The 22,930-nt window shown below is 73.4% G+C and carries 25 protein-coding genes; 8 read left to right on the top strand and 17 right to left on the bottom strand.

The window, feature by feature from the left end; all coding sequences use genetic code 11:
* Positions 1-3 precede the first annotated feature (3 nt).
* Entirely contained in the window at positions 4-426 is a 423-nt protein-coding gene (locus tag DOO78_RS14645) for a cupin domain-containing protein (protein WP_243634560.1), read from the top strand.
* 4 nt (positions 427-430) lie between these two features.
* Here DOO78_RS14645 and yddG read toward each other — a convergent pair whose 3' ends face one another.
* Positions 431-1,342, bottom strand: coding sequence for an aromatic amino acid exporter YddG (gene yddG / locus DOO78_RS14640; protein WP_243634559.1), 912 nt, complete (start codon positions 1,340-1,342; stop codon positions 431-433).
* A 70-nt stretch (positions 1,343-1,412) separates the two neighbouring features.
* Here yddG and DOO78_RS14635 point away from each other — a divergent pair, with 70 nt between their 5' ends.
* A complete protein-coding gene (locus DOO78_RS14635; RefSeq protein ID WP_111470593.1) occupies positions 1,413-1,760 on the top strand; it encodes a phage holin family protein in 348 nt (115 codons plus the stop codon).
* A gap of 40 nt (positions 1,761-1,800) precedes the next feature.
* On the opposite strand, the gene DOO78_RS14630 is transcribed toward DOO78_RS14635, so the two are convergent.
* From DOO78_RS14630 to DOO78_RS14605, 5 genes are all read right to left on the bottom strand, one after another.
* Positions 1,801-2,409 (bottom strand): GDSL-type esterase/lipase family protein, encoded by a 609-nt coding sequence (locus tag DOO78_RS14630; RefSeq protein ID WP_111470592.1) that lies wholly within the window; start codon positions 2,407-2,409, stop codon positions 1,801-1,803.
* The gene (locus DOO78_RS14625) at positions 2,406-2,795 is read right to left on the bottom strand and encodes a carboxymuconolactone decarboxylase family protein (protein WP_207802908.1); all 390 of its coding nucleotides are present in this window, start codon (positions 2,793-2,795) and stop codon (positions 2,406-2,408) included. Before DOO78_RS14625 ends, DOO78_RS14630 begins: the two co-directional genes overlap by 4 nt.
* Complete coding sequence (locus tag DOO78_RS28175; RefSeq protein ID WP_243634558.1) at positions 2,795-3,442, bottom strand: YciI family protein; 648 nt, start codon at positions 3,440-3,442, stop codon at positions 2,795-2,797. The genes DOO78_RS14625 and DOO78_RS28175 overlap by 1 nt, the downstream gene beginning before the upstream one ends.
* Before the next feature lie 213 nt (positions 3,443-3,655).
* Positions 3,656-4,378 (bottom strand): acetoacetyl-CoA reductase, encoded by a 723-nt coding sequence (gene phbB, locus DOO78_RS14610; RefSeq protein WP_111470590.1) that lies wholly within the window; start codon positions 4,376-4,378, stop codon positions 3,656-3,658.
* Positions 4,379-4,614: 236 nt separating this feature from the next.
* Positions 4,615-4,947: a c-type cytochrome gene (locus DOO78_RS14605; protein WP_165838903.1), complete on the bottom strand. Its 333-nt coding sequence runs from the start codon at positions 4,945-4,947 to the stop codon at positions 4,615-4,617.
* Between the two features lie 305 nt (positions 4,948-5,252).
* Between DOO78_RS14605 and DOO78_RS14600 the strand changes: the two genes are divergently transcribed.
* Complete coding sequence (locus DOO78_RS14600) at positions 5,253-5,984, top strand: SDR family NAD(P)-dependent oxidoreductase (protein WP_111470588.1); 732 nt, start codon at positions 5,253-5,255, stop codon at positions 5,982-5,984.
* 15 nt (positions 5,985-5,999) lie between these two features.
* On the opposite strand, the gene DOO78_RS27095 is transcribed toward DOO78_RS14600, so the two are convergent.
* Positions 6,000-6,602, bottom strand: a complete 603-nt coding sequence (locus DOO78_RS27095; RefSeq protein ID WP_111470587.1) for a glycine zipper family protein — start codon at positions 6,600-6,602, stop codon at positions 6,000-6,002.
* A gap of 113 nt (positions 6,603-6,715) precedes the next feature.
* Positions 6,716-7,819, bottom strand: a complete 1,104-nt coding sequence (locus tag DOO78_RS14590; RefSeq protein WP_111470586.1) for a M20/M25/M40 family metallo-hydrolase — start codon at positions 7,817-7,819, stop codon at positions 6,716-6,718.
* 47 nt (positions 7,820-7,866) lie between these two features.
* Here DOO78_RS14590 and DOO78_RS14585 point away from each other — a divergent pair, with 47 nt between their 5' ends.
* The 3 genes from DOO78_RS14585 to dctA all read left to right on the top strand — a co-directional run bounded on the left by DOO78_RS14585 (position 7,867) and on the right by dctA (position 11,519).
* Positions 7,867-8,991 carry a pyridoxal-phosphate dependent enzyme gene (locus DOO78_RS14585; RefSeq protein ID WP_111470585.1) on the top strand — a complete coding sequence of 375 codons (1,125 nt, stop codon included), beginning with the start codon at positions 7,867-7,869 and terminating at the stop codon, positions 8,989-8,991.
* Complete coding sequence (locus DOO78_RS14580; protein WP_243634557.1) at positions 8,988-10,094, top strand: alanine racemase; 1,107 nt, start codon at positions 8,988-8,990, stop codon at positions 10,092-10,094. The genes DOO78_RS14585 and DOO78_RS14580 overlap by 4 nt, the downstream gene beginning before the upstream one ends.
* A 117-nt stretch (positions 10,095-10,211) precedes the next feature.
* Positions 10,212-11,519, top strand: a complete 1,308-nt coding sequence (dctA, locus tag DOO78_RS14575) for a C4-dicarboxylate transporter DctA (RefSeq protein WP_111470584.1) — start codon at positions 10,212-10,214, stop codon at positions 11,517-11,519.
* Between the two features lie 114 nt (positions 11,520-11,633).
* On the opposite strand, the gene phoB is transcribed toward dctA, so the two are convergent.
* From phoB to DOO78_RS14540, 7 genes are all read right to left on the bottom strand, one after another.
* Positions 11,634-12,350, bottom strand: a complete 717-nt coding sequence (gene phoB, locus DOO78_RS14570) for a phosphate regulon transcriptional regulator PhoB (RefSeq protein ID WP_111470583.1) — start codon at positions 12,348-12,350, stop codon at positions 11,634-11,636.
* Between the two features lie 17 nt (positions 12,351-12,367).
* The gene (gene phoU / locus DOO78_RS14565) at positions 12,368-13,087 is read right to left on the bottom strand and encodes a phosphate signaling complex protein PhoU (protein ID WP_111470582.1); all 720 of its coding nucleotides are present in this window, start codon (positions 13,085-13,087) and stop codon (positions 12,368-12,370) included.
* Positions 13,088-13,101: 14 nt separating this feature from the next.
* On the bottom strand, positions 13,102-13,896 hold the full coding sequence (gene pstB, locus DOO78_RS14560) for a phosphate ABC transporter ATP-binding protein PstB (protein ID WP_243634564.1): 795 nt from the start codon (positions 13,894-13,896) through the stop codon (positions 13,102-13,104).
* Positions 13,897-13,970: 74 nt separating this feature from the next.
* A complete protein-coding gene (gene pstA / locus DOO78_RS14555) occupies positions 13,971-14,876 on the bottom strand; it encodes a phosphate ABC transporter permease PstA (RefSeq protein WP_111470581.1) in 906 nt (301 codons plus the stop codon).
* Between the two features lie 6 nt (positions 14,877-14,882).
* Positions 14,883-15,851, bottom strand: coding sequence for a phosphate ABC transporter permease subunit PstC (pstC, locus tag DOO78_RS14550; RefSeq protein ID WP_111470580.1), 969 nt, complete (start codon positions 15,849-15,851; stop codon positions 14,883-14,885).
* A gap of 152 nt (positions 15,852-16,003) precedes the next feature.
* On the bottom strand, positions 16,004-17,059 hold the full coding sequence (gene pstS / locus DOO78_RS14545) for a phosphate ABC transporter substrate-binding protein PstS (protein WP_243634556.1): 1,056 nt from the start codon (positions 17,057-17,059) through the stop codon (positions 16,004-16,006).
* Positions 17,060-17,361: 302 nt separating this feature from the next.
* Positions 17,362-18,156 carry an enoyl-CoA hydratase-related protein gene (locus DOO78_RS14540; protein WP_111470578.1) on the bottom strand — a complete coding sequence of 265 codons (795 nt, stop codon included), beginning with the start codon at positions 18,154-18,156 and terminating at the stop codon, positions 17,362-17,364.
* Positions 18,157-18,301: 145 nt separating this feature from the next.
* On the opposite strand from DOO78_RS14540, the gene DOO78_RS14535 reads away from it, so the two are divergent.
* Positions 18,302-20,017, top strand: a complete 1,716-nt coding sequence (locus tag DOO78_RS14535) for a gamma-glutamyltransferase family protein (RefSeq protein ID WP_111470577.1) — start codon at positions 18,302-18,304, stop codon at positions 20,015-20,017.
* A gap of 23 nt (positions 20,018-20,040) precedes the next feature.
* On the opposite strand, the gene DOO78_RS14530 is transcribed toward DOO78_RS14535, so the two are convergent.
* Both DOO78_RS14530 and DOO78_RS14525 read right to left on the bottom strand, forming a co-directional pair.
* The gene (locus DOO78_RS14530) at positions 20,041-20,271 is read right to left on the bottom strand and encodes a hypothetical protein (protein WP_111470576.1); all 231 of its coding nucleotides are present in this window, start codon (positions 20,269-20,271) and stop codon (positions 20,041-20,043) included.
* 95 nt (positions 20,272-20,366) lie between these two features.
* Positions 20,367-21,029: a DUF924 family protein gene (locus tag DOO78_RS14525; RefSeq protein WP_165838902.1), complete on the bottom strand. Its 663-nt coding sequence runs from the start codon at positions 21,027-21,029 to the stop codon at positions 20,367-20,369.
* 175 nt (positions 21,030-21,204) lie between these two features.
* On the opposite strand from DOO78_RS14525, the gene DOO78_RS14520 reads away from it, so the two are divergent.
* Positions 21,205-22,923, top strand: coding sequence for an N-acyl-D-amino-acid deacylase family protein (locus DOO78_RS14520; protein WP_111470574.1), 1,719 nt, complete (start codon positions 21,205-21,207; stop codon positions 22,921-22,923).
* Positions 22,924-22,930 lie beyond the last annotated feature (7 nt).

Here is a 22,930-nt window from a genome sequence, read left to right as displayed (position 1 = left end):
CGGGTGATCGCGGCGCTCGGCCTCGCGCCGCATCCGGAGGGTGGGCATTACCGCGAGGCCTGGCGCGACCGCCCGGCCGATGGCGGCCGCGGCGCCGGCACCGCCATCTACTACCTGCTCGCCGCCGGGGAGCGCAGCCACTGGCACCGCGTCGATGCCGCGGAGGCCTGGCACTGGTATGCCGGGGCGCCGCTGACGCTCTCGCTGTCGCCGGACGGGCGGCGCGTCGAGACGCTGTCGCTCGGCCCCGATCTCGGCGCCGGCGAGCGGCCCTTCGCCCTGGTGCCGGCCGGCTGCTGGCAGGCGGCGGCGCCGCGCGGGGGCTGGAGCCTGCTCGGCTGCACCGTCAGCCCGGCCTTCGCCTTCGCCGGCTTCGAGATGGCGCCGCCCGGCTGGCAGCCGGGGGGAGGGCGATCGCCGGCGTGACCGCTCAGGACCGGTCGGCGCGCGCCGTCGCCGCCAGCGCGCCGCCGCCGACGACCAGCGCCGCCGCCGCGAGGGTGGCGGGGCCGAGCCGGCCCTCGCCGAAGGCGACGAGCAGCAGCGTCGAGGCGACCGGCACCGCATAGGCCAGGGTGCCGAGCAGGCGCGGATCGCCGCGCTTCATGCCGATGTCCCAGAGGAAGAAGGCGCCGCCGACCGGCCCGGCGCCGAGCAGCAGCAGCGCCGGCCATTGCCGCCCGGCGGGCCAGGCCGGCGGCTCGAACAGGGCATGGCCGAGCAGGGCGAGCGCCGCGGCGGCGAGGCAGAAGCCGGCCACCGCCTCGGTCGGGACCCGGGCCAGGCGCCGCGTGCCGGCGAGCACCGAGTAGAGCGCCCAGGTGACGCCGGCGGCGAGCGCCAGGGCATAGCCGGCGGCCGGGTTCGCCGCGGCCGCGGCCGCCCCGCCGGCCTCGGCGCCCGAGAGCAGCAGCACGGCGCCGGCCGCCCCGAGCCCCACCCCGGCCAGCCGCCGCGGTCCGAGCGGCAGCCCGCGCAGCGGCGCGGCCAGCAGCACGATGAGCAGCGGCCAGGTGTAGTTCAGCAGGTTGGCCTCGACCGGCGGCGCCAGGGCGAGGGCGGCGAAGTAGAGCGCATGGTAGCCGGCGAGCCCGCCGACGCCATGCAGCCAGACCAGCGGCGGCTGGCGCAGCGCGCCGAGCCGCCGGCGCGCCGCCACGACGGCGAGGCCGAGCGAGCCGCCGACGGCGAAGGCGAGCCCGGTCAGCAGCAGCGGCGGCAGGGGCTGGGCGAGGCGCGCGAGCAGGGCGAGGAAGGCCCAGAGCAGCAGGGCGGCGCAGCCGGCGAGGGTGGCGCGCAGCGGCGTGGTGCCGTCCGGAGCGCCATGCGGGGTCGCGGTCACGATGGTTCCATTCGGGGGAAGCGGCGGCGCAGCCTACTCTGCCCGCCGGATTCGCGGAGACGACGGCAGCATGGGATTCCTGGCGCAAACCCTCATCACCGCCTTCGCCCTCTGGGCGGCGACCGAGATCGTCCCCGGCATGGAGGTGCGCAGCCTCGGCTGGCTGCTGCTCGCGGCGCTGGTCTTCGGGCTGGTGAACGCCTTCGTCCGGCCGGTCCTCGTGCTGCTCTCGCTGCCGCTGACCATCCTGACGCTCGGGCTGTTCCTGCTGGTGGTGAATGCCGCCATGCTCGGCCTGACATCCTGGTTCCTGCCGGGCTTCAGCGTGCACGGGTTCTGGGCCGCCTTCTGGGGCGCGATCGTGGTCTCGATCATGAGCTGGGCGGCGACGCGGCTCTTCGCGCCGCCGGGGGGCTGACGCCGCTCGCGGGCCTGGCCCTGGCTCAGGCCGTGGTGGCTCAGGCCGTGGTCAGCCGCCGCCAGGGCGGCCAGCCCTCGACCAGGCCGGCGAGGGCGGCATAGCCGGCGCCGTCGGGATGCACGCCGTCGCCGCGGCCGACCGCGTTGCGCCAGGCGCCGCTCCCCGCGAGCGGCGCGTGCACCGGCAGATAGGGCAGGTGCATCGCCGCGCAGAGCGCCTCGAGCCGGGCCGAGAGCGCGGCGACGCGCGCATCATGCGCGGCGTCGTCCAGCACCGGCGGCGGGCCGACCATCAGCACCGGCCAGCGCGTCGCCGCCCAGCCGAGCAGCGCCGCGGCATTCTCCTCCGTCACCTCCGGCGGCACGCGCGGCATCTCGTCCTCATGCGTGCAGTCGTTGACGCCGAAGCTGAGCACGACCGCCTGGGCATCGCCGGCGCGCAGCAGCCGCGCCAGCACCTCCGCCTCCATCCGCCGCCGGAGATCCGCGCTGGTATCGCGCCGCACGCCGAGATTGTAGGCGGTGAGCGCCACGCCGCGGTCCCAGGCGGCGGCCGTGACGCGCCCGACCCAGCCGAGCGCCGTCTCGTCCCCGGCGCCGGCGACGAAGCTGTCGCCGACGAAGCAGATGCGGAGGTCGCGGATCATGTCTCGAAGGCGGGATCGACCGGCACCCGCAGCGCCTCGGCCAGCCGGTTGGTCTCGGCCGCCATGCCGACCACGGCGAGCAGCTCGCCGAACATCGCCTCGTCCATGCCGGCGCGACGGGCGGCGGCCCCATGGCTCGCGGTGCAATAGGCGCAGCCGGCCGCCATGGAGACGGCGAGGTAGAGCATCTCCTTGGTCCGCGCATCCAGCGCCCCGGGCGCCATCACCTGCGACAGGCTCTCCCAGGTGCGCCGGAGCGTCGGCGGGTCGACGGCGAGCGCCTTCCAGAAATTGTTCACGTCCGGCACGCCGCGCGCCGCCTTGATGGCGTCGTAGACCGCGCGCACCTCCGGCCCGGCCTCGGCGTAGTCGATCAGGCGCGGCATCACACGCCCCCCGGCAGCGCCTGCCAGGGCAGCGGCGCGAAGCGGGTGCCGTGGAGCACCGTCTCCTGCCAGACGCCGCCGGTGACATAGGGATCCTCCGCCATCCAGGCGCGCGCCGCGGCGTCGGTGTCGTGCGCGGTCACCGCGACCGAGCCGATCATCGCGCCGCCGGCATCGAGGATGGCGCCGCCGATGGCGAGCAGGCCGGACTCGGCCATCGGCCCGACGCGGGCGATGTGCTGCGCCCGCACCGCCTGCCGGCGCGCCGCGGCGCCGGCATCGCGCCCGTCATGGGCGAGGATGACGGTATGGGTCCGCGACGGCGCGATCGGCGTGCCGGGCTGCGGCAGGCGGCGATAGGGCAGGGGCGCGATGCGGAAGGGGAAGACCTCGTGCCGCGCCCAAACGCCGGACTGGTTGAAGGGCTCCTCGGCGAGGTAGTCGCGCAGCCCGGCCTCGTCCGGCACGGCGAGGATCATCAGCGAGCCGATGGCCCGGCCATCCGCGGCGAGCAGCGGCGTGCCGAAGGCGAGGCGGCCATCGCCGGCCCAGCGGGTCAGCACCTCCAGGTGCCGGTCGCGTGCCGCCATGCGGCGTGCCGGCGCCTCCCTGTCCTCGCCGTCGAAGGCAAGCACGGCATAGCCCATCGCGTCGTCTCCCCCGTTCCTGGCGCCGCAGCATGCCCCGGATGACGGGCTGCCGCCATGCCCCGGCGGCAGGCGGCCCCGTTCAGGACGCCCATCGGAACCGCCGCGGCCCGTTGTCCTGCCGCGGCTTCGCCGCGGCAGGCTGTGACGTCCCTTGCGCAGGAGGCGGCTCCGCGGGGCCCCCGCAGAGCCGCGACGCGGTTCTGCGGGGAGCTAGTACATGTGCTGGCCGCCGTTGATGGAGAGGGTCGAGCCGGTGATGAAATCGGCGTCGTCGGCGGTGAGGAAGGCCACGCCGCGGGCGATGTCCTCGGCCTTGCCGAGCCGGCCGCGGGGGATGCGGGCAATGATCTTCTCGAGCACGTCGGGCGGCACCGCGCGCACCATCTCGGTATCGACATAGCCGGGCGCGATGGCGTTGACGGTGATGTGCATCCGCGCGCCTTCCTGCGCCAGCGCCTTGGTGAAGCCGTGGATGCCGGATTTGGCGGCGGCGTAGTTCACCTGGCCATACTGGCCGGCCTGGCCGTTGATCGAGCCGATATTGACGATGCGGCCGAACTTCCGCTCCGTCATGCCGTCCCAGACCAGCTTGCAGAGGTTGTAGCAGGAGCCGAGATTGGTATCGATGACGTCGTCCCACATCTTGCGTGAGAGCCGCTTCATCGTGGCGTCGCGGGTGATGCCGGCATTGTTGACCAGGATCTCGATTCGGCCGACCTCCGCCTCGATCTTCTTCACCGCCGCGGCGCACTGCTCGTAGTCGGCGACGTCGAATTTGTAGCACGGGATGCCCGTGCGCTCGGTGAAGGCCTGCGCCGCCGCGTCGTTGCCGGCGTAGCTCGCCACCACCGTCCGGCCGGCCGCCTTCAATGCCTCGCTGATCGCGGCCCCGATGCCGCGCTGCCCGCCGGTTACCAAAGCAACTCGAGCCATGCCCCCGTCTCCTCTCTGCTTGCGCCCGGGATATGATAACGGCGCCGCGCCGGGCGAGGCGATGCGCGGTGCCGTGGCCCAAGGTCAGCCCGGATGGACGGGCGGATCAAGCGCGAAAGCCGTGCCGCCGGTCCCGCGGCGGGCCGCGCCGTCCGGCCGCAAGCGCAACCGTTCCGCCGCGGCCTGCGCCGCCGCGGCCTTGTCATTCTTTCTGCGTGCCGTTTCGCCAGGCACCTCTACCGGCCGGATCGCAGGGCCAGGATCCAGGCGACGACGCCATCGAGCTCCTCCTGGCGGAGCTGATGGTCGGGCATGGTCGCATGCGGCATCCGCAGGAAGGCGCGCAGCGTGGCGTCGCTCGTCTCCGGCATGCGGGCGATGGCGTGGAAGGGCGGCGCCGCGTCGCCGGTCGGGCCGCGCGCCTGCGGGCCGATGAGATGGCAATTCGCGCACCAGGTCTCGGCCACCTTGCGGCCGGTGGCGAGCCGCGCCTGCTGCGCCGCATCCTGCGCCGCCACGGGCATGGCCGCGAGCAGCGCGCAGAAGGCCGTTGCCAGCGAGATCCGCATGCCATCTCCTCCTTCCCGGCGCCGGCCGGGGCGGGATGCGGACCGCCGCATCCCGCGCCAGCATGGCGCATCCGCCGGTCCGGGAGGATTGATCCGCGTCAGATCCCGGCGCGTCCCTGCGCCGGGCCGCTCCCGCCGCTCGGCGATCCGCTCTCAAGGCATGCCGGTCCGCACCGTTCGGGGGCAGGGCATGGGAGCCGGTTCGCCCGCGTTCACCGCACGGGCCCCAGCCCTTCGCCGGCAGGGTCTCGTCGCCCGATCGGGATCTGCTCTAGGCTCCGCCCGGCAGACAGGGGGAGGAAGCGATGCCGCGATTCACGGGGAAGGTGGTGCTGATCTCCGGCGGCGCCCGCGGCCAGGGCGCGGCCGAGGCCCGCATGCTGGTGGCCGAGGGCGCGAAGGTCGTCCTCGGCGACCTGCTGGAGAAGGAAGGCCAGGCGCTGGCCGAGGAACTCGGCCCGGCGGCGCGCTTCATCCGCCAGGACGTGACGCAGGAGGCCGACTGGGCGGCGGCGGTGCAACTGGCCGAGGAGCTCGGCCCGCTCACCGGCATGGTCAACAATGCCGGCATCTACGTGCCGCGGACGCTGATGCAGACCGATGCGGCGCTGTTCGAGCGGCATATGCGGGTGAACCAGCTCGGCTGCTTCCTCGGCATGCAGGCGGTGGTGCCGGCGATGGAGCGCGCCGGGGGCGGCTCGATCGTCAACATCTCCTCGACCGCCGGGTTGCGCGGCTCGCCCGGCGCGCTCGCCTATTGCGGGACGAAATGGGCGCTGCGGGGCATGACCAAGGCGGCCGCGGTGGATCTCGCGCCGCGCGGCATCCGGGTGAACAGCGTGCATCCGGGCCCGATCGACACCGACATGGTCAAGGTCTGGACCAACGAGCAGCGGGCGGTGCGCCTCTCGCAGATCCCGATCGGCCGCATCGGCCAGGCGGATGACGTGGCGCGGGCGGTGCTGTTCCTGCTTTCGGAGGATAGCGCCTACATGACCGGGGCGGAGCTCTCGGTCGACGGCGGCGCCTCGCTCTGACCCTCCGGCCGGCGCCTACCAGCGCCGGCCGCGCCAGCCGCCCCAGCCGCCGTAATAGCCGAAGGAGACGCTCGGGCCCCAATAGCCCGGGCCGTAATAGGGATAGCCCCAGGCGGGATAGGGGTAGGCATAGGGATAGGCATAGGCCGGCGCCGGCAGGATGGTGGTCGGCAGCGGCGCCGCCTGCACGCTGTTGCCGTGGCTCGCCATGCACTGCGTGTAGGCCATGTCGAAGCGCTGCTGCAGGCTGCCGCTGGAGGCCTGGGCGTTGCCGGCGCCGACCGCCGAGCCGGCGAGCAGGCCGGCGCCGGCGCCGATCGCCGCGCCCGCGCCCATCGCGCCGCCGGCCGAGCCGATCAGCGCGCCGGCCGCGGCGCCGAGCCCGGTGCCGATGGCGGCGCTGCCGACCGCCGACTGGTTGGCCGCCTGCTGCGGCGTGTTGCCGCCGAGCTGGGCCCCGGCGAAATTCCGGCAGTTCACATCCTCGGCCTGGAAGGCCTGCAGGTCCTTGCCCCGGGAGGGCAGCGCCAGGACGCTCGGGCCGCTCGGCGGCGCCACGGTGCAGGCGCCGAGGCCGAGGGGGACGAGCAGGGCAAGGGAGATGGGAAGGGGTCGCATGATCCTGTTTCCTGCCCGGCATCGGCGCCGGGCTCGAGTCCGAGTCCCGATATGGGGAGCGCTGGCCGCGCCGGGGATATCCTGGCGCCGGCGAAGATTGCCGGCGGCAGGCGTCAGGGTGAGGCTGCGGTCAGAATGCGGAGAAAAAGCGGCACCGCGGCGGCGAGATCGGCCAGGGCGACGCATTCCCGCGGCGTGTGCGCCGTCTCGATGCTGCCGGGGCCGAGGATGAGGCAGGGGGCCAGGGCCTGCAGCTCCGAGGCATCCGTCCCGTAGGGCGCCGTCCGCGCCGCCTGCCCGGTGAGGCGGCTGGCGAGCGCCACCAGCGGGTGATCCTCCGCCAGCTCAGGCGGCGGCCCCTCGGCGGCGATCTCGACCGCCACCCCCGCCCGCCGGCCGGCGGCGCGGATGGCGTCGAGGATCGGCGCCGTCTCCAGCCGCCGGCTGGCGCGGAATTTGATCCGCGCCGTCGCCCGCGCCGGCGTCACGTTCACCGCCGTGCCGTGGTTGTCGATCACCAGGTTGAAATCGGCGAAGGGCGGGTCGTAGGCCGGGTCCTGCAGCCCGGGCTCGGTGCGCAGCCGCTGCTGGATGGCCTGCATCTCGGCGAGGAAGGGGATGAGCGCCCAATTGGCGTTGCGCCCCTGGCCGGTCGAGGAATGCGCCTGCACCCCCTCGGCGGTCGCGGTGATGGTGGCCGAGGAGCGGTGGCCGCGCACCGGCACGAGGCCGGTCGGCTCCGCCACCACGATTCCCCGGAGGCCGAGCGAGCGGGCGAGGGCGCTCCCCGCCACCGCCCGGGCGCCGGCCTTGGTGGTCTCCTCGTCGGTGGTGATCAGCAAGGTCGCCGGGGTGCCGGGCGGGGCGGCCTTCGCCGCCAGGATGCAGGCCGCGACCGCCCCCTTCATGTCGACGCTGCCGAGCCCGTGCAGCACGCCCCCGGCATCGATCCGCGGCCGCCAGGGGTCCTCCTGCCAGCCGGTCTCGGGCACCGTGTCCATATGGCCGGAGAGGGCATGCCCGCCCGGCGGGCCGCGATGCGCGACCAGCGCCCGCTTCGGCACCCCGGCGGCGTCCGCATAGTCCAGCCGCTCGATCTCGAAGCCGCCCAGCTCGGCCTCGATCCGCTCGGCGATGGCGAGGTTCGAGCGGCCCGAGCGGCTGTCGATCGCCACCAGCTCGGCGGCCAGGCGGGCGAGGGCATCGGCGTCATCCATGCCGGCAAAGCTTGTCCCGGCGGGACGAAAGGGCAAGTCTCGCCGGCATGGACCCGCTCGCCTATCTCGATCCCCGAACCGGCCGGACCTGGCCGCTCGATCCCCCCCGCTGGTGCGGCGATGGCGGCGAGCCGCTGCTGCTGACCGACCTGCCGGGACTCGCGCCCGACGACATCGACCACGGCACGCGCAGCCTGTGGCGCTACCGCGCCGCCCTGCCGCCGCTCGCCGGCGAGCCGATCAGCCTGGGCGAGGGGGGCACCCCGCTGGTGCCGCGCCGCCTCGGCGGCGCCACGGCGCTGCTGAAATGCGAGTGGCTGATGCCGACCGGCAGCTTCAAGGACCGCGGCGCTTCGGTGATGCTCTCCCTGCTGCGGGCGCAGGGGATCGATGCGGTGCTCGAGGACAGCTCGGGCAATGGCGGCGCCGCCATCGCCGCCTATGCCGCGGCCGGCGGGATGCGGGCGAAGATCATGGTGCCGGAGAGCACCAGCCCGGCCAAGACGGTGCAGGCGCGGGCGAGCGGCGCCGAGATCGCGCTGGTCCCGGGCAGCCGGCAGGACTGCGCCGATGCCGCGCTGCGCGAGGCGGCGAACCTCTTCTACGCCTCGCACAACTGGCACCCCTTCTTCCTGCAGGGCACCAAGACCCTGGCCTATGAGCTGTGGGAGGATCTCGGCTTCCAGGCGCCGGACAACGTCATCGTCCCCTGCGGCGCCGGCTCGAACCTGCTCGGCTGCGGCCTCGGCTTCTCCGAGCTGCTGCGGGCCGGGCAGATCGAGGCCATGCCGCGCCTCTTCGCCGCGCAGCCGGCGCATTGCGCGCCGATCGCGCGCGAGTTCCTCGGCCTCGAGGCGGCGGCGCCGCAGCCGACCATCGCCGAGGGCACGGCCATCGCGCAGCCCCTCCGCCTGCCGGAATGCCTCGGCATGCTGCGCCTCAGCCGCGGCGGGGCGGTGATGCTCTCCGAGGCCGAGATCACCGAGGCGACGCTCACCCTGGCCCGCGGCGGCACCTATGTCGAGCCGACCAGCGCCCAGGTGGCGGCGGCCTTCGCCAAGCTGCTGGCGGCCGGCACCATCCGGCCGACGGAGCGGACGGTGCTGGTGCTGACCGGCAGCGGGCTGAAGGCGACGCCGCGGCTGGCCGAGCTGCTGGGGGTAGCGCTGTGACCCTGGACGACCTGCCCACCCCCTGCCTGCTCCTCGATCGCGGCATCCTGCGGCGCAACCTGGCGATGCTGCAGGCGGCGGTGGCGCGGCATCCCGGCCTGCAATTGCGGCCGCACCTGAAGACCGCGAAGAGCCGGGAGGTGGCGGCACTGGCAGCGCCGGATTTCGGCCCGATCACCGTCAGCACCCTGGCCGAGGCGCGCTACTTCGCCGAGGCCGGCTGGCGCGACCAGATCTATGCCGTCGGCATCACGCCGCAGAAGCTCGATGCCGTGGCGGCGCTGAACGCGGCGGGCGCGGCGGTGAAGGTGATCACCGACGATCCCGACGCCGCCCGGGCCATCGCGGCGCATCCGGCCGGCCTCCCGGCCCTGATCGAGGTGGATGTCGGCGAGGGGCGGGGCGGCGTCGCGCCCGAGGGGCCGGCCCTGGCGGCGATCGCGGCCGCCCTCGGCCCCCGCCTCGCCGGCGTCATCAGCCATTCCGGCCACAGCTACGAGGGGCGCAGCATCGCCGCGATGGCGGCGATCGCCGAGGCGGAGCGGGCCGGGCTGCTGGCCGCGGCGACCCGGCTGCGCGCCGCCGGCCATGCGGTGCCGATCGTCTCGCTCGGCTCCTCGCCGGTGGCGATGCATGCGGCGAGCATGGAGGGCGTCACCGAGATGCGCGCCGGGGTCTACATGTTCGGCGACCTCTTCCAGGCGCAGCTCGGCACCCATCCGCCGGAGGCCATCGCGGTCACCGTCCTGGCCTCGGTGATCGGCCGGCGGCCGGAGCGCAACACGCTGCTGCTGGATGCCGGGGCGCTGGCGCTGTCGAAGGACCGCAGCACCGCGGCGGCGCCGCGCGACTACGGCTTCGGCCTGGTGCTCGACCGCGACGGCCGGCCGCTGCCGGGCGAGCCGGTCGTCGCGCGCGCCTATCAGGAGCATGGCGAGGTGCAGGGCCGGGCGCCGCTGCCCTTCGAGCGCCTGCCGGTCGGCGCCAGGCTGCGCGTCGCCCCCAACCATGCCTGCCTCACCGCCGCGGCCTATGACCGCTACCACGTGCTGGAGGGCGGCGCCGAGGTGGTGGCGGTCTGGGAGCGGGTGAATGGCTGGTAGGGCCGGCAAGGCCGGGGCGGGGACGACGGCCGCGTAACCACGCCGCAACGCCGGCGTGAGGCGCGACGTTCCAATGGGCGCGGCGGCCGGGATCCGGCCTGCGGAGGGGGATGCTTCATGGTGAGGCGCTGGCTGTCGCTGCTCTATGTCCAGGTGCTGGTCGCCATCGCGCTCGGCGTCCTGCTCGGCGTGCTCTGGCCGCAGATCGGGGCGGCGATGAAGCCGCTCGGCGACGCCTTCATCAAGCTGATCAAGATGGTGATCGCGCCGGTGGTGTTCTGCACCGTGGTGCACGGCATCGCCTCGGTGCGGGAGGCGAGCAAGGTCGGCCGGGTCGGGCTCAAGGCGATCCTCTATTTCGAGGTGGTCTCGACCTTCGCCCTCGCCATCGGCCTCATCGTCGCCAAGCTGTTCCGCACCGGCAGCGGCTTCAACATCGACCCGAGCCAGCTCGACGCCAAGGCGGTGGCCGCCTATGCCGCGCGCGCCAAGGCGGACAGCTTCACCGACCACCTGATGGCGATCATCCCGGACACCTTCATCGGCGCCTTCGCCCATGGCGACCTGCTGCAGGTGCTGCTGCTCGCGGTGCTGACCGGCTTCGCCATCAACGCCCTGCCGGAGCGGGCGCGCCTCGCCGCCAGCCATGCCGTCGACCGGCTGGCCGAGATCTTCTTCGGCGTGGTGAAGATCGTCGTCCGGGCGGCGCCGGTCGGCGCCTTCGGCGCCATGGCCTTCACCATCGGCGCCTACGGCCTCGGCTCCCTGGTGCAGCTCGGCGAGCTGGTGGCGACCTTCTACCTCACCTCCATCGCCTTCGTCCTCATCGTGCTCGGCGCCATCGCGCGCTTCTGCGGCTTCTCGATCCTGCGCTTCATCGCCTATATCCGCGAGGAGCTGCTGATCGTGCTCGGCACCTCGAGCTCGGAGAGCGTGCTGCCGCAGATCATGCGCAAGATGCAGCGCCTCGGCTGCGCGCCGCAGGTGGTCGGGCTGACCGTGCCGCTCGGCTACAGCTTCAACCTCGACGGCACCAACATCTACATGACCCTGGCGACGATGTTCCTGGCCTATGCCACGAACACCGAGCTGACGCTCGGCCAGGAGCTGACCATCCTGCTGGTCGCCATGCTGACCTCGAAGGGCGCCTCCGGGGTGACCGGCGCCGGCTTCGTGACCCTGGCCGCCACCCTCTCGGTGATCCCGGCCATCCCGATCGAGGCGCTGGCGGTGCTGGTCGGCATCGACAAGTTCATGAGCGAGTGCCGGGCGCTGACCAACCTCGTCGGCAACGGCGTCGCCTGCGTCGCGGTCAGCCGCTGGGAGGGCGAGTTGGACCAGGACCGGCTGCAGGCGGAACTGGCGCGCGGCCCGGCGGCGCACGACCTCGACGAGGTGGCCCCGGTCGGCCGGCCGGCGGAATAGGCCGCGTGATACCGGGCGCAACCCTCCGGTTTGCCTGGCCGCGCGGCATAAGCCGCGGCGCCCGTTCGGGCGCCCGGCCCTGCGGGCCGCAGGTCGGAGCCTCGTGCGCCGGCGTCAGGCCGCCTCCACGTCGAGGGCGTAGCCGGCCGAGCGCACGGTGCGGATCACATCCTCCTCGCCGGGGCCGTTGATCGCCTTGCGCAGCCGGCGGATATGCACGTCCACCGTCCGCGGCTCGACATGGATGTCGCGGCCCCAGACCGCATCCAGGAGCTGCTCGCGCGAGAAGACGCGGCCCGGATGCTGCATCAGGAATTCCAGCAGCCGGTACTCGGTCGGGCCAAGATGCAGCGGCCGGCCGCCGCGCGTGACGCGGTGCGCGTCCTGGTCCATGCTGAGGTCGCGGAAGGCCAGGCTGCCGCGGATGGCGAGGCTGCCGGAGCGGCGCAGCAGGGCGCGGATGCGGGCCAGCAGCCCGTCCATGGCGAAGGGCTTGCTGATGTAGTCGTCGGCCCCGGTGTCGAGGGCGCGCACCGTGTCCTGCTGCTCCGTCCGCGCCGTCACCATGATGATCGGCAGGTCGCGCGTGGCGGGGCGGCGGCGGATCTGCCGGCAGACCTCGAGGCCCGAGAGCTGCGGCAGCATCCAGTCCAGCAGCACCAGGTCCGGCTTCGCCTCGGCGATGCGCAGCAGCGCCTCCTGGCCGTCCGCCGCCTCCTCGACGCGGAAGCCCTGCTTCTCCAGGTTGTAGCGGAGCAGGGTGAGCAGCGGCACCTCGTCCTCGACCACGAGGATGGTGGGCCGGGCGCTGCCGGGGATGATGTCGGGCATGGCCGGGGCGCCTTCGGTCAGGCCGGCGGCCGGACCACCGCGAAGGGCGAGCTGTCGCCCTTCGGGCGTTCCTCGGTCAGCGGCTGGCCGCGGACGGCGTAGTGCACGGTCTCGGCGATGTTGGTCGCGTGGTCGCCGATGCGCTCGAGGTTCTTGGCGACGAAGAGCAGATGCGTCGCCGCGGTGATGTTGCGCGGGTCCTCCATCATGAAGGTCAGCATCTCGCGGAAGATGCCGTTGTAGACCTCGTCCACGGGCTGGTCGTTGGCCCAGACCTCGTCGGCGCGGGCGGCGTCCTCGTTGACCAGCGCGTCCATCGCGCCCTTCAGGTTCTCCTGCACCATCCGCGCCATGCGCTGGAAGCCGTTGAGGCTGCCGAGCGCCGGCTGCTGCGCCAGCACCACGCTGCGCTTGGCGGCGTTGCGGGCGTAGTCGCCGATCCGCTCGATGGCGTGGATGATCTTCAGCGAGGCGATGATCAGCCGGAGATCCTGGCCGACCGGCTGGCGCAGCGCCAGCAGCCGGATGCAGAACTCCTCGATCTCGCGCTCGAGCGCGTCGATCTCGGAATCCCGGCCGATGACCTCGGAGGCCAGCTCGGCGTCGCGGCGGACCAGGGCGGTGACCGCGTCGGCCACCTGCCGCTCGGCGAGGCCGCCCATGCGGGCCACCAGCTCGCGCAGCCGGCGCAGCTCCTCGCCATAGGAGCGGACGGTGTGTTCCTGCATCTTCTCCATCCTCCGCCCCCGTCTCAGCCGAAGCGCCCGGTGATGTATTCCTGGGTCCGCGCATGCTGCGGCGCGGTGAAGAGCTGCGCCGCCGGCGCCACCTCGATCAGCTCGCCGAGATAGAAGAAGGCCACCTGGTCGGCGCAGCGGGCGGCCTGCTGCATGTTGTGGGTGACGATGGCGATGGTGAAGTCGCGCTTCAGCTCGTCGATCAGCTCCTCGATCTTCAGGGTGCTGAGCGGGTCGAGCGCCGAGGTCGGCTCGTCGAAGAGGATCACCTCCGGGCGGACGGCGATGGTGCGGGCGATGCAGAGCCGCTGCTGCTGCCCGCCCGAGAGGCCCATGGCGCTGGTGTTGAGCCGGTCCTTCACCTCGCCCCAGAGCGCGGCGCGGGTCAGCGCCCATTCGATCCGCTCCTCCATCTGCGCCTTGGTCAGGCGCTCGTGCAGGCGGATGCCGAAGGCGATGTTCTCGGCGATGGTCATCGGGAAGGGGGTCGGCTTCTGGAACACCATGCCGACCCGGGCGCGCAGCGCGTTGATGTCGACATCGGCATCGAGGATGTTCCGGCCGTCGAGGATCACCTCGCCGGTCGCCCGCTGCCCGGGATAGAGGCTGTACATGCGGTTCAGCACCCGCAGCAGCGTCGACTTGCCGCAGCCCGAGGGGCCGATCATGCCGGTCACCTGCCGCTCCGGCAGGTCGAGGGTGATGCCCTTCAGCGCCCGGTTGTCGCCGTAGAAGAATTCGAGGTTGCGCACGGCGACGCGGGCGGTGGCGTTCAGCGCCGCCTCGGAGCGCGCCTGCAGCCCGGCCATGGCGGGCCGGCCCGGCGTCTGCTTCATGCCCTGGGCCTCGAGGCCGGAGGTGGAACTCATCGATGCGTCTCCTGCTAGCTGCGGGACCGCACGGCGAAGCGCGCGACGATGTTGAGGATGAGGACGCCGGCCGTGACGATCAGCGCCCCCGCCCAGGCGATGGCGATCAGGTCGGGGAAGCCGGAATTGGCCTGCTGGTAGATGGCGATCGGCAGGCTGGCCATGGAGCGGGCGAGGTCGGTCGAGAGCACCGAGTTGCCGAAGCTGGTCAGCAGCAGCGGCGCGGTCTCGCCGGCGATGCGCGCGACGGCGAGCAGGATGCCGGTGACGATGCCCGGCAGGGCGGCGCGGTAGGCGACGAGGGTGATCATCTTCCATTTCGGCGCGCCGAGCCCGACCACCGCCTCGCGCAGCGTGTTCGGCAGGAGCTGCAGCATGTCCTCGGTGGTGCGGACCACGACGGGGATGACGATGATGGCGAGCGCCAGCGCCCCGGCGATGCCCGAGAAGCCACCCATCGGCAGCACGACGAGCTGGTAGATGAAGAGGCCGATCAGGATCGAGGGCGCCGAGAGCAGCACGTCCGAGACGAAGCGCACCGCGTTCCCGAGCAGCGAGCCGCGGGCGTATTCCGCGAGATAGGTGCCGACCAGCAGGCCGATCGGGGTGCCGACCGCGGTTGCGATCGCGGTCTGGATCAGCGAGCCGATGATGGCGTGCAGCAGCCCGCCGGTCGGCGCCTCCGGGTCGCCATAGGTGGTCGGCTGGAACTCCCGGGTGAAGGTCGCCCAGCTCAGCCCCTCGAGGCCGCGCAGGACGAGGGTCAGCAGGATGGAGGCGAGGAAGAGCAGGGCAAGCGCGGTCGCGCCGATGCAGAACCAGCGCAGCAGGGCGTCGAGCCGCTTCCGCCGCCGCCCGAGCGAGGCCGCGACGCCGGCATCCTTGACCGGCGTGAGGGCGGGGAGGGTGGTGGTGCTCATTCCGGGTCAGCCCTTCAGCCGGCTGCGCAGCAGCAGGCGGGAGATCGCCAGCACGATGAAGGAGATGACGAAGAGCAGGAAGCCGAGCGCGAGCAGAGAGGACTGCTTCAGGCTGCCCATCAGGCTCTCCGGGAACTCCATGGCGACGATGGAGGCGATGGTGGTGGAGGGGTCGAAGAGGCTGGTCGGCAGGCGGTTGGCGTTGCCGATGACGAAGGTGACGGCCATGGTCTCGCCCAGCGCCCGGCCGAGGCCGAGCATGATGCCGCCGACCACCGAGACGCGGGTGTAGGGCAGCACGACGCCGCGCATCACCTCCCAGCGGGTGCAGCCGAGGCCGTAGGCGCTCTCCTTGTAGACGGCGGGCACCTGGCCGAAGACGTCGCGCATGGTGGCGGCGATGAAGGGCAGGATCATGATCGCCAGCACCAGCGCGGCGGAGAAGAGCGAGGTGCCGGCGAAGCTGTTGCTGGCGAAGAGGAAGCCGACCAGCGGGATGGCGCCGAGGGCGTCGCCGAGGGTGAGCTGGATGTATTGCTGCACCAGCGGCACCAGCACGAAGAGGCCCCACATGCCGTAGATGATCGACGGGATGGCGGCCAGCAGCTCGATCGCGGTGCCGACCGGCCGGCGCAGCCAGGGCGGCGCCAGCTCGGTGAGGAAGAAGGCGACGCCGAAGGCGAGCGGCACGGCGACCAAGATCGCCAGCACCGCCGAGACCACGGTGCCGAAGATCGGCACCAGCGCGCCGTACTTCTCCCGTCCCTCGACCGGCGACCAGGCGGTGCTCCAGAGGAATTCCGCGCCGAAGGCCCGGAAGGCCGGCAGGCCGCCGAGGAAGAGGGTGAGGATGATGGCGCCGAGCAGCAGCAGCACCAGGATGCCGGCGCCGAGGCAGAGCCCGGCGAAGAGGCGGTCGCCGCCATCGCCGGCGCGGCGGCGGGCGGGGGCGGCGAGGGTGGTGGCGTGCGACAAGCGGTGGTCTCCGTGGCCGGGCGCCGGCGCGGTGCCCGGCTCGTGGCCCTTGGGGTGGCCTTGGGGGCGACCCCTGGGGGCAGGGTGGTCAGGCCGGGGGGCGCGCCCCCCGGCCGCTGCGGATCGGGCCCCTCAGGGCCGGATCGCGGGCGTCAGGCGGTCCAGATGGCCTTGCCGTCCGGCGACTTCACCGCGGCCCAGGCGCTGCGGATCGCGGCATGCACCGCATCCGGCAGCGGGATGTATTCCAGCCGCCGCGCCGCCTCGGCGCCGTTCTTGTAGGCCCAGTCGAAGAACTTCATCGTGGCGAGGCTGCCCGCGAGGCGGTCCGGCGTCGGGTTGACCGGCAGCAGGATGAAGGTGGGCGAGACGATCGGCCAGGTCTCGGGGCCGTCGAGGTCGATCAGGTCGGCGGCGAAGTTCGGCGCGTTCCAGTTCGCGGCCTTCGCGGCGGCGAGGAAGTTCGGCATCTCCGGCTTGACGAACTGCCCGGCCTTGTTGCGGAGCTGCGTCGTCACCAGTCGGTTCACCGTGGCATAGGCGTTCTCGGTATAGCCGATGCCGCCCGGGGTCTGCCGCACGGTGTTCGCCACGCCCTCGTTGCCGCGGGCGCCCTGGCCGCCCGGCCATTGCACGCTGGTGGCGGCGCCCGGGCCGGACTTCCAGGCCTCGGAGACGCGGGCGAGGTAGGAGGTGAAGACGAAGGTCGTGCCCGAGGCATCGGCGCGATAGACCGGCGCCACCGGCAGGTTGGGGAGCTTGAGCTCCTTGTTCTGCTCGGCGATGCGCGGGTCGTTCCAGCGCGTCAGCTTGCCGAGGAAGAGGTCGGCGACCAGCTCGGGCGTCAGGCGCAGCGCGTTGTCGGCGACGCCCGGCAGGTTCACGATCAGCACCACCGAGCCCATGACGGTCGGGAATTGCAGCAGGTGGCGCTCGGCGAGCTGGGCCGCGGCGAGGGGCGCGTCGGAGGCCCCGAAATCCACCGTGCGGTTCGTGATCTGGTTGATGCCGCCGCCCGAGCCGATGGACTGGTAGTTGAGCTGGACGCCGATGGCCTCGCGCGCCGCCTGGCCCCAGCGCTCATAGACGGGGCGGGGGAAGCTGGCGCCGGCGCCGGTGATCGGCGTCTGCTCGGCGAGGGCGGGGCGGCCGAGCAGCGGGGCGGTGGCCGCAATTCCGGTGGCGATGAGCAGGTTGCGTCGTTGCACGCGTCTCTCTCCGGCAGGAGGTGGCCCGGGACGCGGCGGTCCCGGGCAAGGCGGCGCTCTGGTAAACCCGCGAGAAGTCGACACGGTTGCAGTTTTATGAAGCTTCGATGACGGCGGCCGGATGACTCGGCCAATGATCCCTATCGCCGAGGCCCGCGGCGCACCCCTCTCCGCAGGGTTGCGCCGCCGGCCGCAACGCCCGTCGGAAATCTTGCTGCCCATCGTCCCGAGGCGGCAGGCCGTGATGGCCCCCGAGCCGGAGCGGCCCCATGGGACGCCGCGCGGCGGTTCCGCGGGGCGCCTCAGCCCGGATACCAGGCCGGGCGCCGCTTGCCGCGAAAGGCCGCCAGCCCCTCGCGGCCCTCGGCCGAGGCGCGCTGCATCCAGCCCTCATGCGCCAGCAGCGCCATCTGCCGGGCATCCAGCAGGAGGCCGTTGGCGCCGAGGAAGCTCTCCTTGGTGACGGCGATCGCCCCGGGCGCGGCGAGCAGCGTCTCGTCGAGGATGGCGGCGAGCCGCGCCTCGATCTCCTCGGCCGGCAGCACCTCGTGCACCAGGCCGATTCGCAGCGCCTCGGCCGGACCGAAGCGCTCGCCGGTCAGGGCGTAGCGCCGGGTGTGCCGCAGCCCCATCGCCTGCACCATCTGCGTCGAGATCGGGGTGGGGGAGACGCCGACCCGCACCTCGGTGAGGCCGAACAGCGCCGCCGGCGTCGCCAGCGCCACGTCGACGCAGCAGGCGAGCCCGGCGCCGCCGCCGAAGCAGGCGCCCTGGATCACCGCGAAGGTCGGGCGCGGGAACTCGTTCAGCAACTGCATCGCCCGGGTGGTGGCGAGGGAGGCCTGGTAGGCGCGCTCCGGCGGGTATTCGCTGACCTCGGCGAGCCAGTCGATATCGGCGCCGGCGGCGAAATGCCGTCCCGCCCCGCGCAGCACCAGGGCGCGGAGACCGGGGTCCTCCCGCAGCGCCTCGAGTGCCGTGATGAGGCTCCGCAGCAGCGCCTCGTTATAGGCATTGCCGCGATGCGGCCGGTTGAGGGTGGCGGTGACGATGCCGCGCGGGTCGCGGCTCATCAGGATCGGCGTTTCCTCGGACATGCGAACGCTCCCGGATGGCTGGGGGCCGCAGCCTACAGCGCGGCGGGCGCGGGCGGGACCGTGCCCCGGCCCGGGATGTGACTCGGCCCAGGATTTGACTCAGCCGGGGCCCGGTCCGAGGCTCGGCGGGACCGGAGGGACGCCCATGTTCGCCACCCGCCCGACGCTCTACGGCACGCGGCACGCCGTCTCGGCCGGCCACTACCTCGCCGCCGCGGCCGGCTTCGCGGTGCTCGAGGCGGGCGGCAACGCCATCGATGCCGGCTGCGCCACGGGCATCGCGCTCGGCGTGCTGCTGCCGGACCTGGTGAATGTCGCGGGCGTGGCGCCGATCCTGATCCGCAAGGGCAATGGCACGGTCGAGACCATCGCCGGGCTCGGCCACTGGCCGCGCGCCCTGCCGCCCGACCTGTTCCAGCGCGCGCATGCCGGGCGCATCCCCGAGGGCGTGCTCCGCACCGTGGTGCCGGCGGCGCCGGATGCCTGGATCACCGCGCTCGAGCGGCACGGCACCATGGGCTTCGGCGAGGTTGCCGCGGCGGCCATCCGCTTCGCCCGCGACGGCTTCGCGGTGCATCCGCTGCTGGCCGAGACCATCCGCGACCATGCCGCCGACTATGCCCGCTGGCCTGGCAATGCGGCGATCTTCCTCCCCGGCGGGCGGCCGCCGCAGGTCGGGGAGAAGTTCCTCCAGGCGGACCTCGCCCGGACCCTGCAATACATGGCCGACGAGGAGAAGGCGGCCGCCCGGCATGGCCGCGCCGCCGGCCTCGCCGCGGCGCATGCCGCCTTCTACCGCGGCGACATCGCGCGCGAGATCTGCGCCTTCATGGCGCGCGAGGGCGGCTATCTCGGCCGCGAGGACCTGGCGGCCTTCCGCTCGCGCCTCGAGCCGGCGGTGCGCCGGACATGGCGCGGGCATGAGGTCATCACCTGCGGCCCCTGGTGCCAGGGCCCGGCGCTGCTCGAGGCGCTGCTGCTGCTGGAGCGGGGCGGCATCGGCGCGCTCGCGCACAACAGCCCGGACTACCTCCACCTCTTCACCGAATGCATCAAGCTGGCGATGGCCGACCGGGAGTACCATTTCGGCGACCCCGCCTTCGTCGACGTGCCGCTCGATCACCTGCTGTCCGAGGCGCATGTCGCGGCGCGGCTGGTCGATCTCGATCCCCGGCAGGCCATGATCGGCATGCCCGGCCAGCAGCCGGGATCGGCCCTGGCCGCGGGCGCCGCGCCGGGCTGGGCGGTCCCGGGCCGGGCGATCCCGCCGGTCGAGGCCGACACCTCCTACTGCGCCGTGGTCGATCGCTGGGGCAACGCCTTCAGCGCCACGCCCTCGGACGGATCTTGGAATGCGCCGGTGGTGCCGGGGCTCGGCCTGATCCCCTCCAGCCGCGGCAGCCAGAGCCGGCCGGACCCGGCGCATCCCGCCGGCGTGGCGCCCGGCAAGCGGCCGCGCCTGACGCCCAACCCGGCGCTGCTGGTGACCGCGGCGGGCGGCGTCATGCCCTTCGGCACGCCGGGGGGCGACGTGCAGATCCAGGCCATGCTGCAGGTGCTGCTGAACATCATGCAATTCGGGATGGAGGTGCAGGAGGCGATCGAGGCGCCGCGCGTCGCCAGCTATTCCTTCCCCTCGAGCTTCGCGCCCTTCGAGGCCTTCCCCGGCCGTCTGGCGGTGGAGGGAGCGATCCCGCCGGCGACCCGCGCCGCGCTCGCCGCGCGCGGCCATGCGATCCATGACTGGCCGGAGCGGAGCTGGCTGGCGGGGGCGGTGGAGGTGGTGAAGACCGATCCCGCCACCGGGCTGCTCGCCGCCGGCGCCGATCCGCGCCGCCCGGCCTATGCGGTGATGGCCTGAGGCTCCGGCCCTGCGGGCCGCGATCAGCCCGGGCGCCCTGGCCTCGCCGCCGAGGCGCCCGGCCAGCGGCCGGCGGCCAGGTCGCTGTCCTCGGGATGCGTGTTGAGGGCGATCGCGGCGTCGCGGGCGCCGCGGTGGCTGGCGTGCAGCAGCGCCTCGAAGGTCAGGCGGCTGCGCGGCGGCAGCCGCACCCCGGCGCCGATCACCACGCAGTCGTAGCGCGACGCGGCGAGCGGGTGCTCCGGCGCCTGCACGGATGCCGCCGGCCAGGTGGGGTGGCGGCCGTGCGGCGCAAGCCGCCGGTGCGGCCTGCTAGGCTCATCCCGGAGAGGGGCGGCAGGGGGCTATCCTAGAGGGCGTCCACCAGCTCGAGCCGCGCCGCGGTCGGCGGCCTCCGGCGCGGCGTCAGCGCGCCGGTGGTCAGGTAATCCGCCTCCTCCTCGGTCGTGGCGCGGCCGAGGATGGCATTGCGGTGCGGGTAGCGGCCGAACCGGGCGATCACCGCGCGATGCCCCTGCGCCTGGTCGGCGGCGCAGCGATAGAGCGGCCGCAGCGCCTCGGGCGCCGACCAGGCCACCGCCTCGGCCATGGCGCAGAGGCGGATCAGCCGCTCGCGGTGGTCCGGCCCCTCGGCCTGGGCGAGGGGCAGCAGGAACAGGCTCCGCTCCCAGGCATGGTCGAGGGCATCGTAATGACCGTTCCGCAGCCCCTCCTCGGCGAGCCGCAACGCATCCGGGTCGCCGGCATAGGCCTGCGGCGTGCCGGGGTGCAGGCAGCGGGGCGCCTGGCCGAGCAGCAGAAGCAGGGCGAGGCGCCCGTGCGCCGTCGCCGTCCAGCCGTCGAGATGGCCCGCGAGCGCGGCCCGGGCGAGCCGCGCCACGGCGGGCGATGGTGCGACGCCGCCATCGAACCAGGCCTCGAAGGCCCGGTGATGCGTCCCGGCATCGGCGGTCTCCAGCCCTGGCGGAAACCAGGTCTCCAGCACCTGCTGGATCGTCTCTGCATCCGGCATCGCTGATCCCCCCCAGGATCGCAGTCTGTGCCGACCGTGCCATACGGTTGCGAAAGGGTCTGTGCGTTCGCGCACACGCGGTGGCGCCCCCCGGGGCGCGACAACCAGTGGACGCGGACCCCATCCCCCGGCACACTCGGTCGCCCGACCAAGACAGCGAGAAAGAGCCGGTCCCATGCATGACGTCGTGATCCGAGGTGGCACCATCGTCGATGGCACGGGGGCGCCGCGCTTCACCGGCGACCTCGCCATCGATGGCGACCGCATCGCCCAGGTGGGCGGCAAGGCGGGGCCGGCCCGGCGCGACATCCCGGCCGAGGGCCGGCTGGTGACGCCGGGCTGGGTGGACATCCACACCCATTACGACGGCCAGGCCACCTGGGACCCGGTGCTCGCCCCCTCCTCCTGGCACGGCGCCACCACCATCCTCTTCGGCAATTGCGGCGTCGGCTTCGCCCCCGTCCGCCCGGCGCACCACCAGGCGCTGATCGACCTGATGGAGGGGGTGGAGGACATCCCCGGCATCGCGCTGGCCGAGGGGCTGCGCTGGGACTGGGAGAGCTTCCCGAGCTATCTCGACGCCCTGGCCCGGCTGCCGCGGACCATCGACGTCGCGGCGCAGATCGCGCATCACCCGCTGCGCGTCTATGCCATGGGCGAGCGCGCCATCAACCGCGAGATGGCGACCGAGGAGGACATCGCGCTGATGGCGCGGCTGACCGAGGAGGCGCTGCGGGCCGGCGCCTTCGGCTTCACCACCTCGCGCACCGACCAGCACAAGACCCCGGCCGGCGAGCTGGTGCCCGGGCGCTATGCCGAGCATGAGGAGCTGATCGCCATCGGCCGGGCGATGGGCCGGGCCGGCCGCGGCGCCTTCGGCATGCTCTCGGATTTCGAGGACGAGGCGGCCGAGTTCGGCTGGCTGCGGCAGGTGGCGAAGGATAGCGGCCGGCCGGTCTGGTTCCTGCTGACCGACCGCAGCTACGACCCCGAGCGCTGGCGGCGCCTGATGCGGGGCATCCGCGCGGCGCGGCAGGAGGGGCTCGCCCTCTCGGCCCAGGTGGCGGGGCGGCCGGTCGGGCTGATCCTCGGCCTCACCACCTCGCTCAACCCCTTCGCGCTGCGCGAGAGCTTCGCCGAGCTGGCGCGCCTCAGCCCCGCGGAGCAGCTTGCCCGGCTGCGCGAGCCGGCGATGCGCGCCGCCATCCTGGCCGAGGAGGCCAGCCCGCGGCTGATGGAGATCCTGCCGCCGCTCTCGCGCCAGATCGCCAGCCGCTGGGACCGCATGTACGTCCTCGGCGAGACGCCGGACTACGAGCCGCCGCCGGAGCGCAGCATCGCCGCCCTGGCGGCGAAGGAGGGGGTCGACCCGGCCACCTATTGCTACGACTACCTGACCGGCGGCGATGGCGGGCGGATGCTGTACTTCCCCGTCACCAACTACGTCCATGGCGATCTCGAGGTGGTGCGGGAGATGATCACCGACCCGCACACCGTGCTCGGCCTCTCGGATGGCGGCGCGCATTGCGGCGTGATCTGCGACGCCTCGCTCAACACCACCATGCTGACGCATTGGGTGCGCGACCGGCAGCGCGGCGAGCGCCTGCCGCTCGAATTCGTCATCAAACGCCAGACCAGCGAGACGGCGGATTTCTTCGGCTTCCACGACCGCGGCCGGCTGGCGGTCGGCAAGAAGGCCGATGTCAACGTCATCGATTTCGACGCCCTGCGGCCGCACCATCCGGAGATGACCTACGACCTGCCGGCTGGCGGGCGGCGGCTGGTGCAGCGGGTCGATGGCTACGACCTGACCATGGTCAGCGGCGTGCCGATCTTCGAGCGGGGCGAGGAGACCGGCGCGCGGCCGGGGAAGCTGGTGCGCGCCACCGCCTGATCGGCGT

It is taken from the genome of Roseicella frigidaeris, from assembly GCF_003258945.1.
GTDB classification, from domain to species: Bacteria; Pseudomonadota; Alphaproteobacteria; order Acetobacterales; family Acetobacteraceae; genus Paracraurococcus; species Paracraurococcus frigidaeris.
This window is presented reverse-complemented; position numbering and strand designations above follow the sequence as displayed.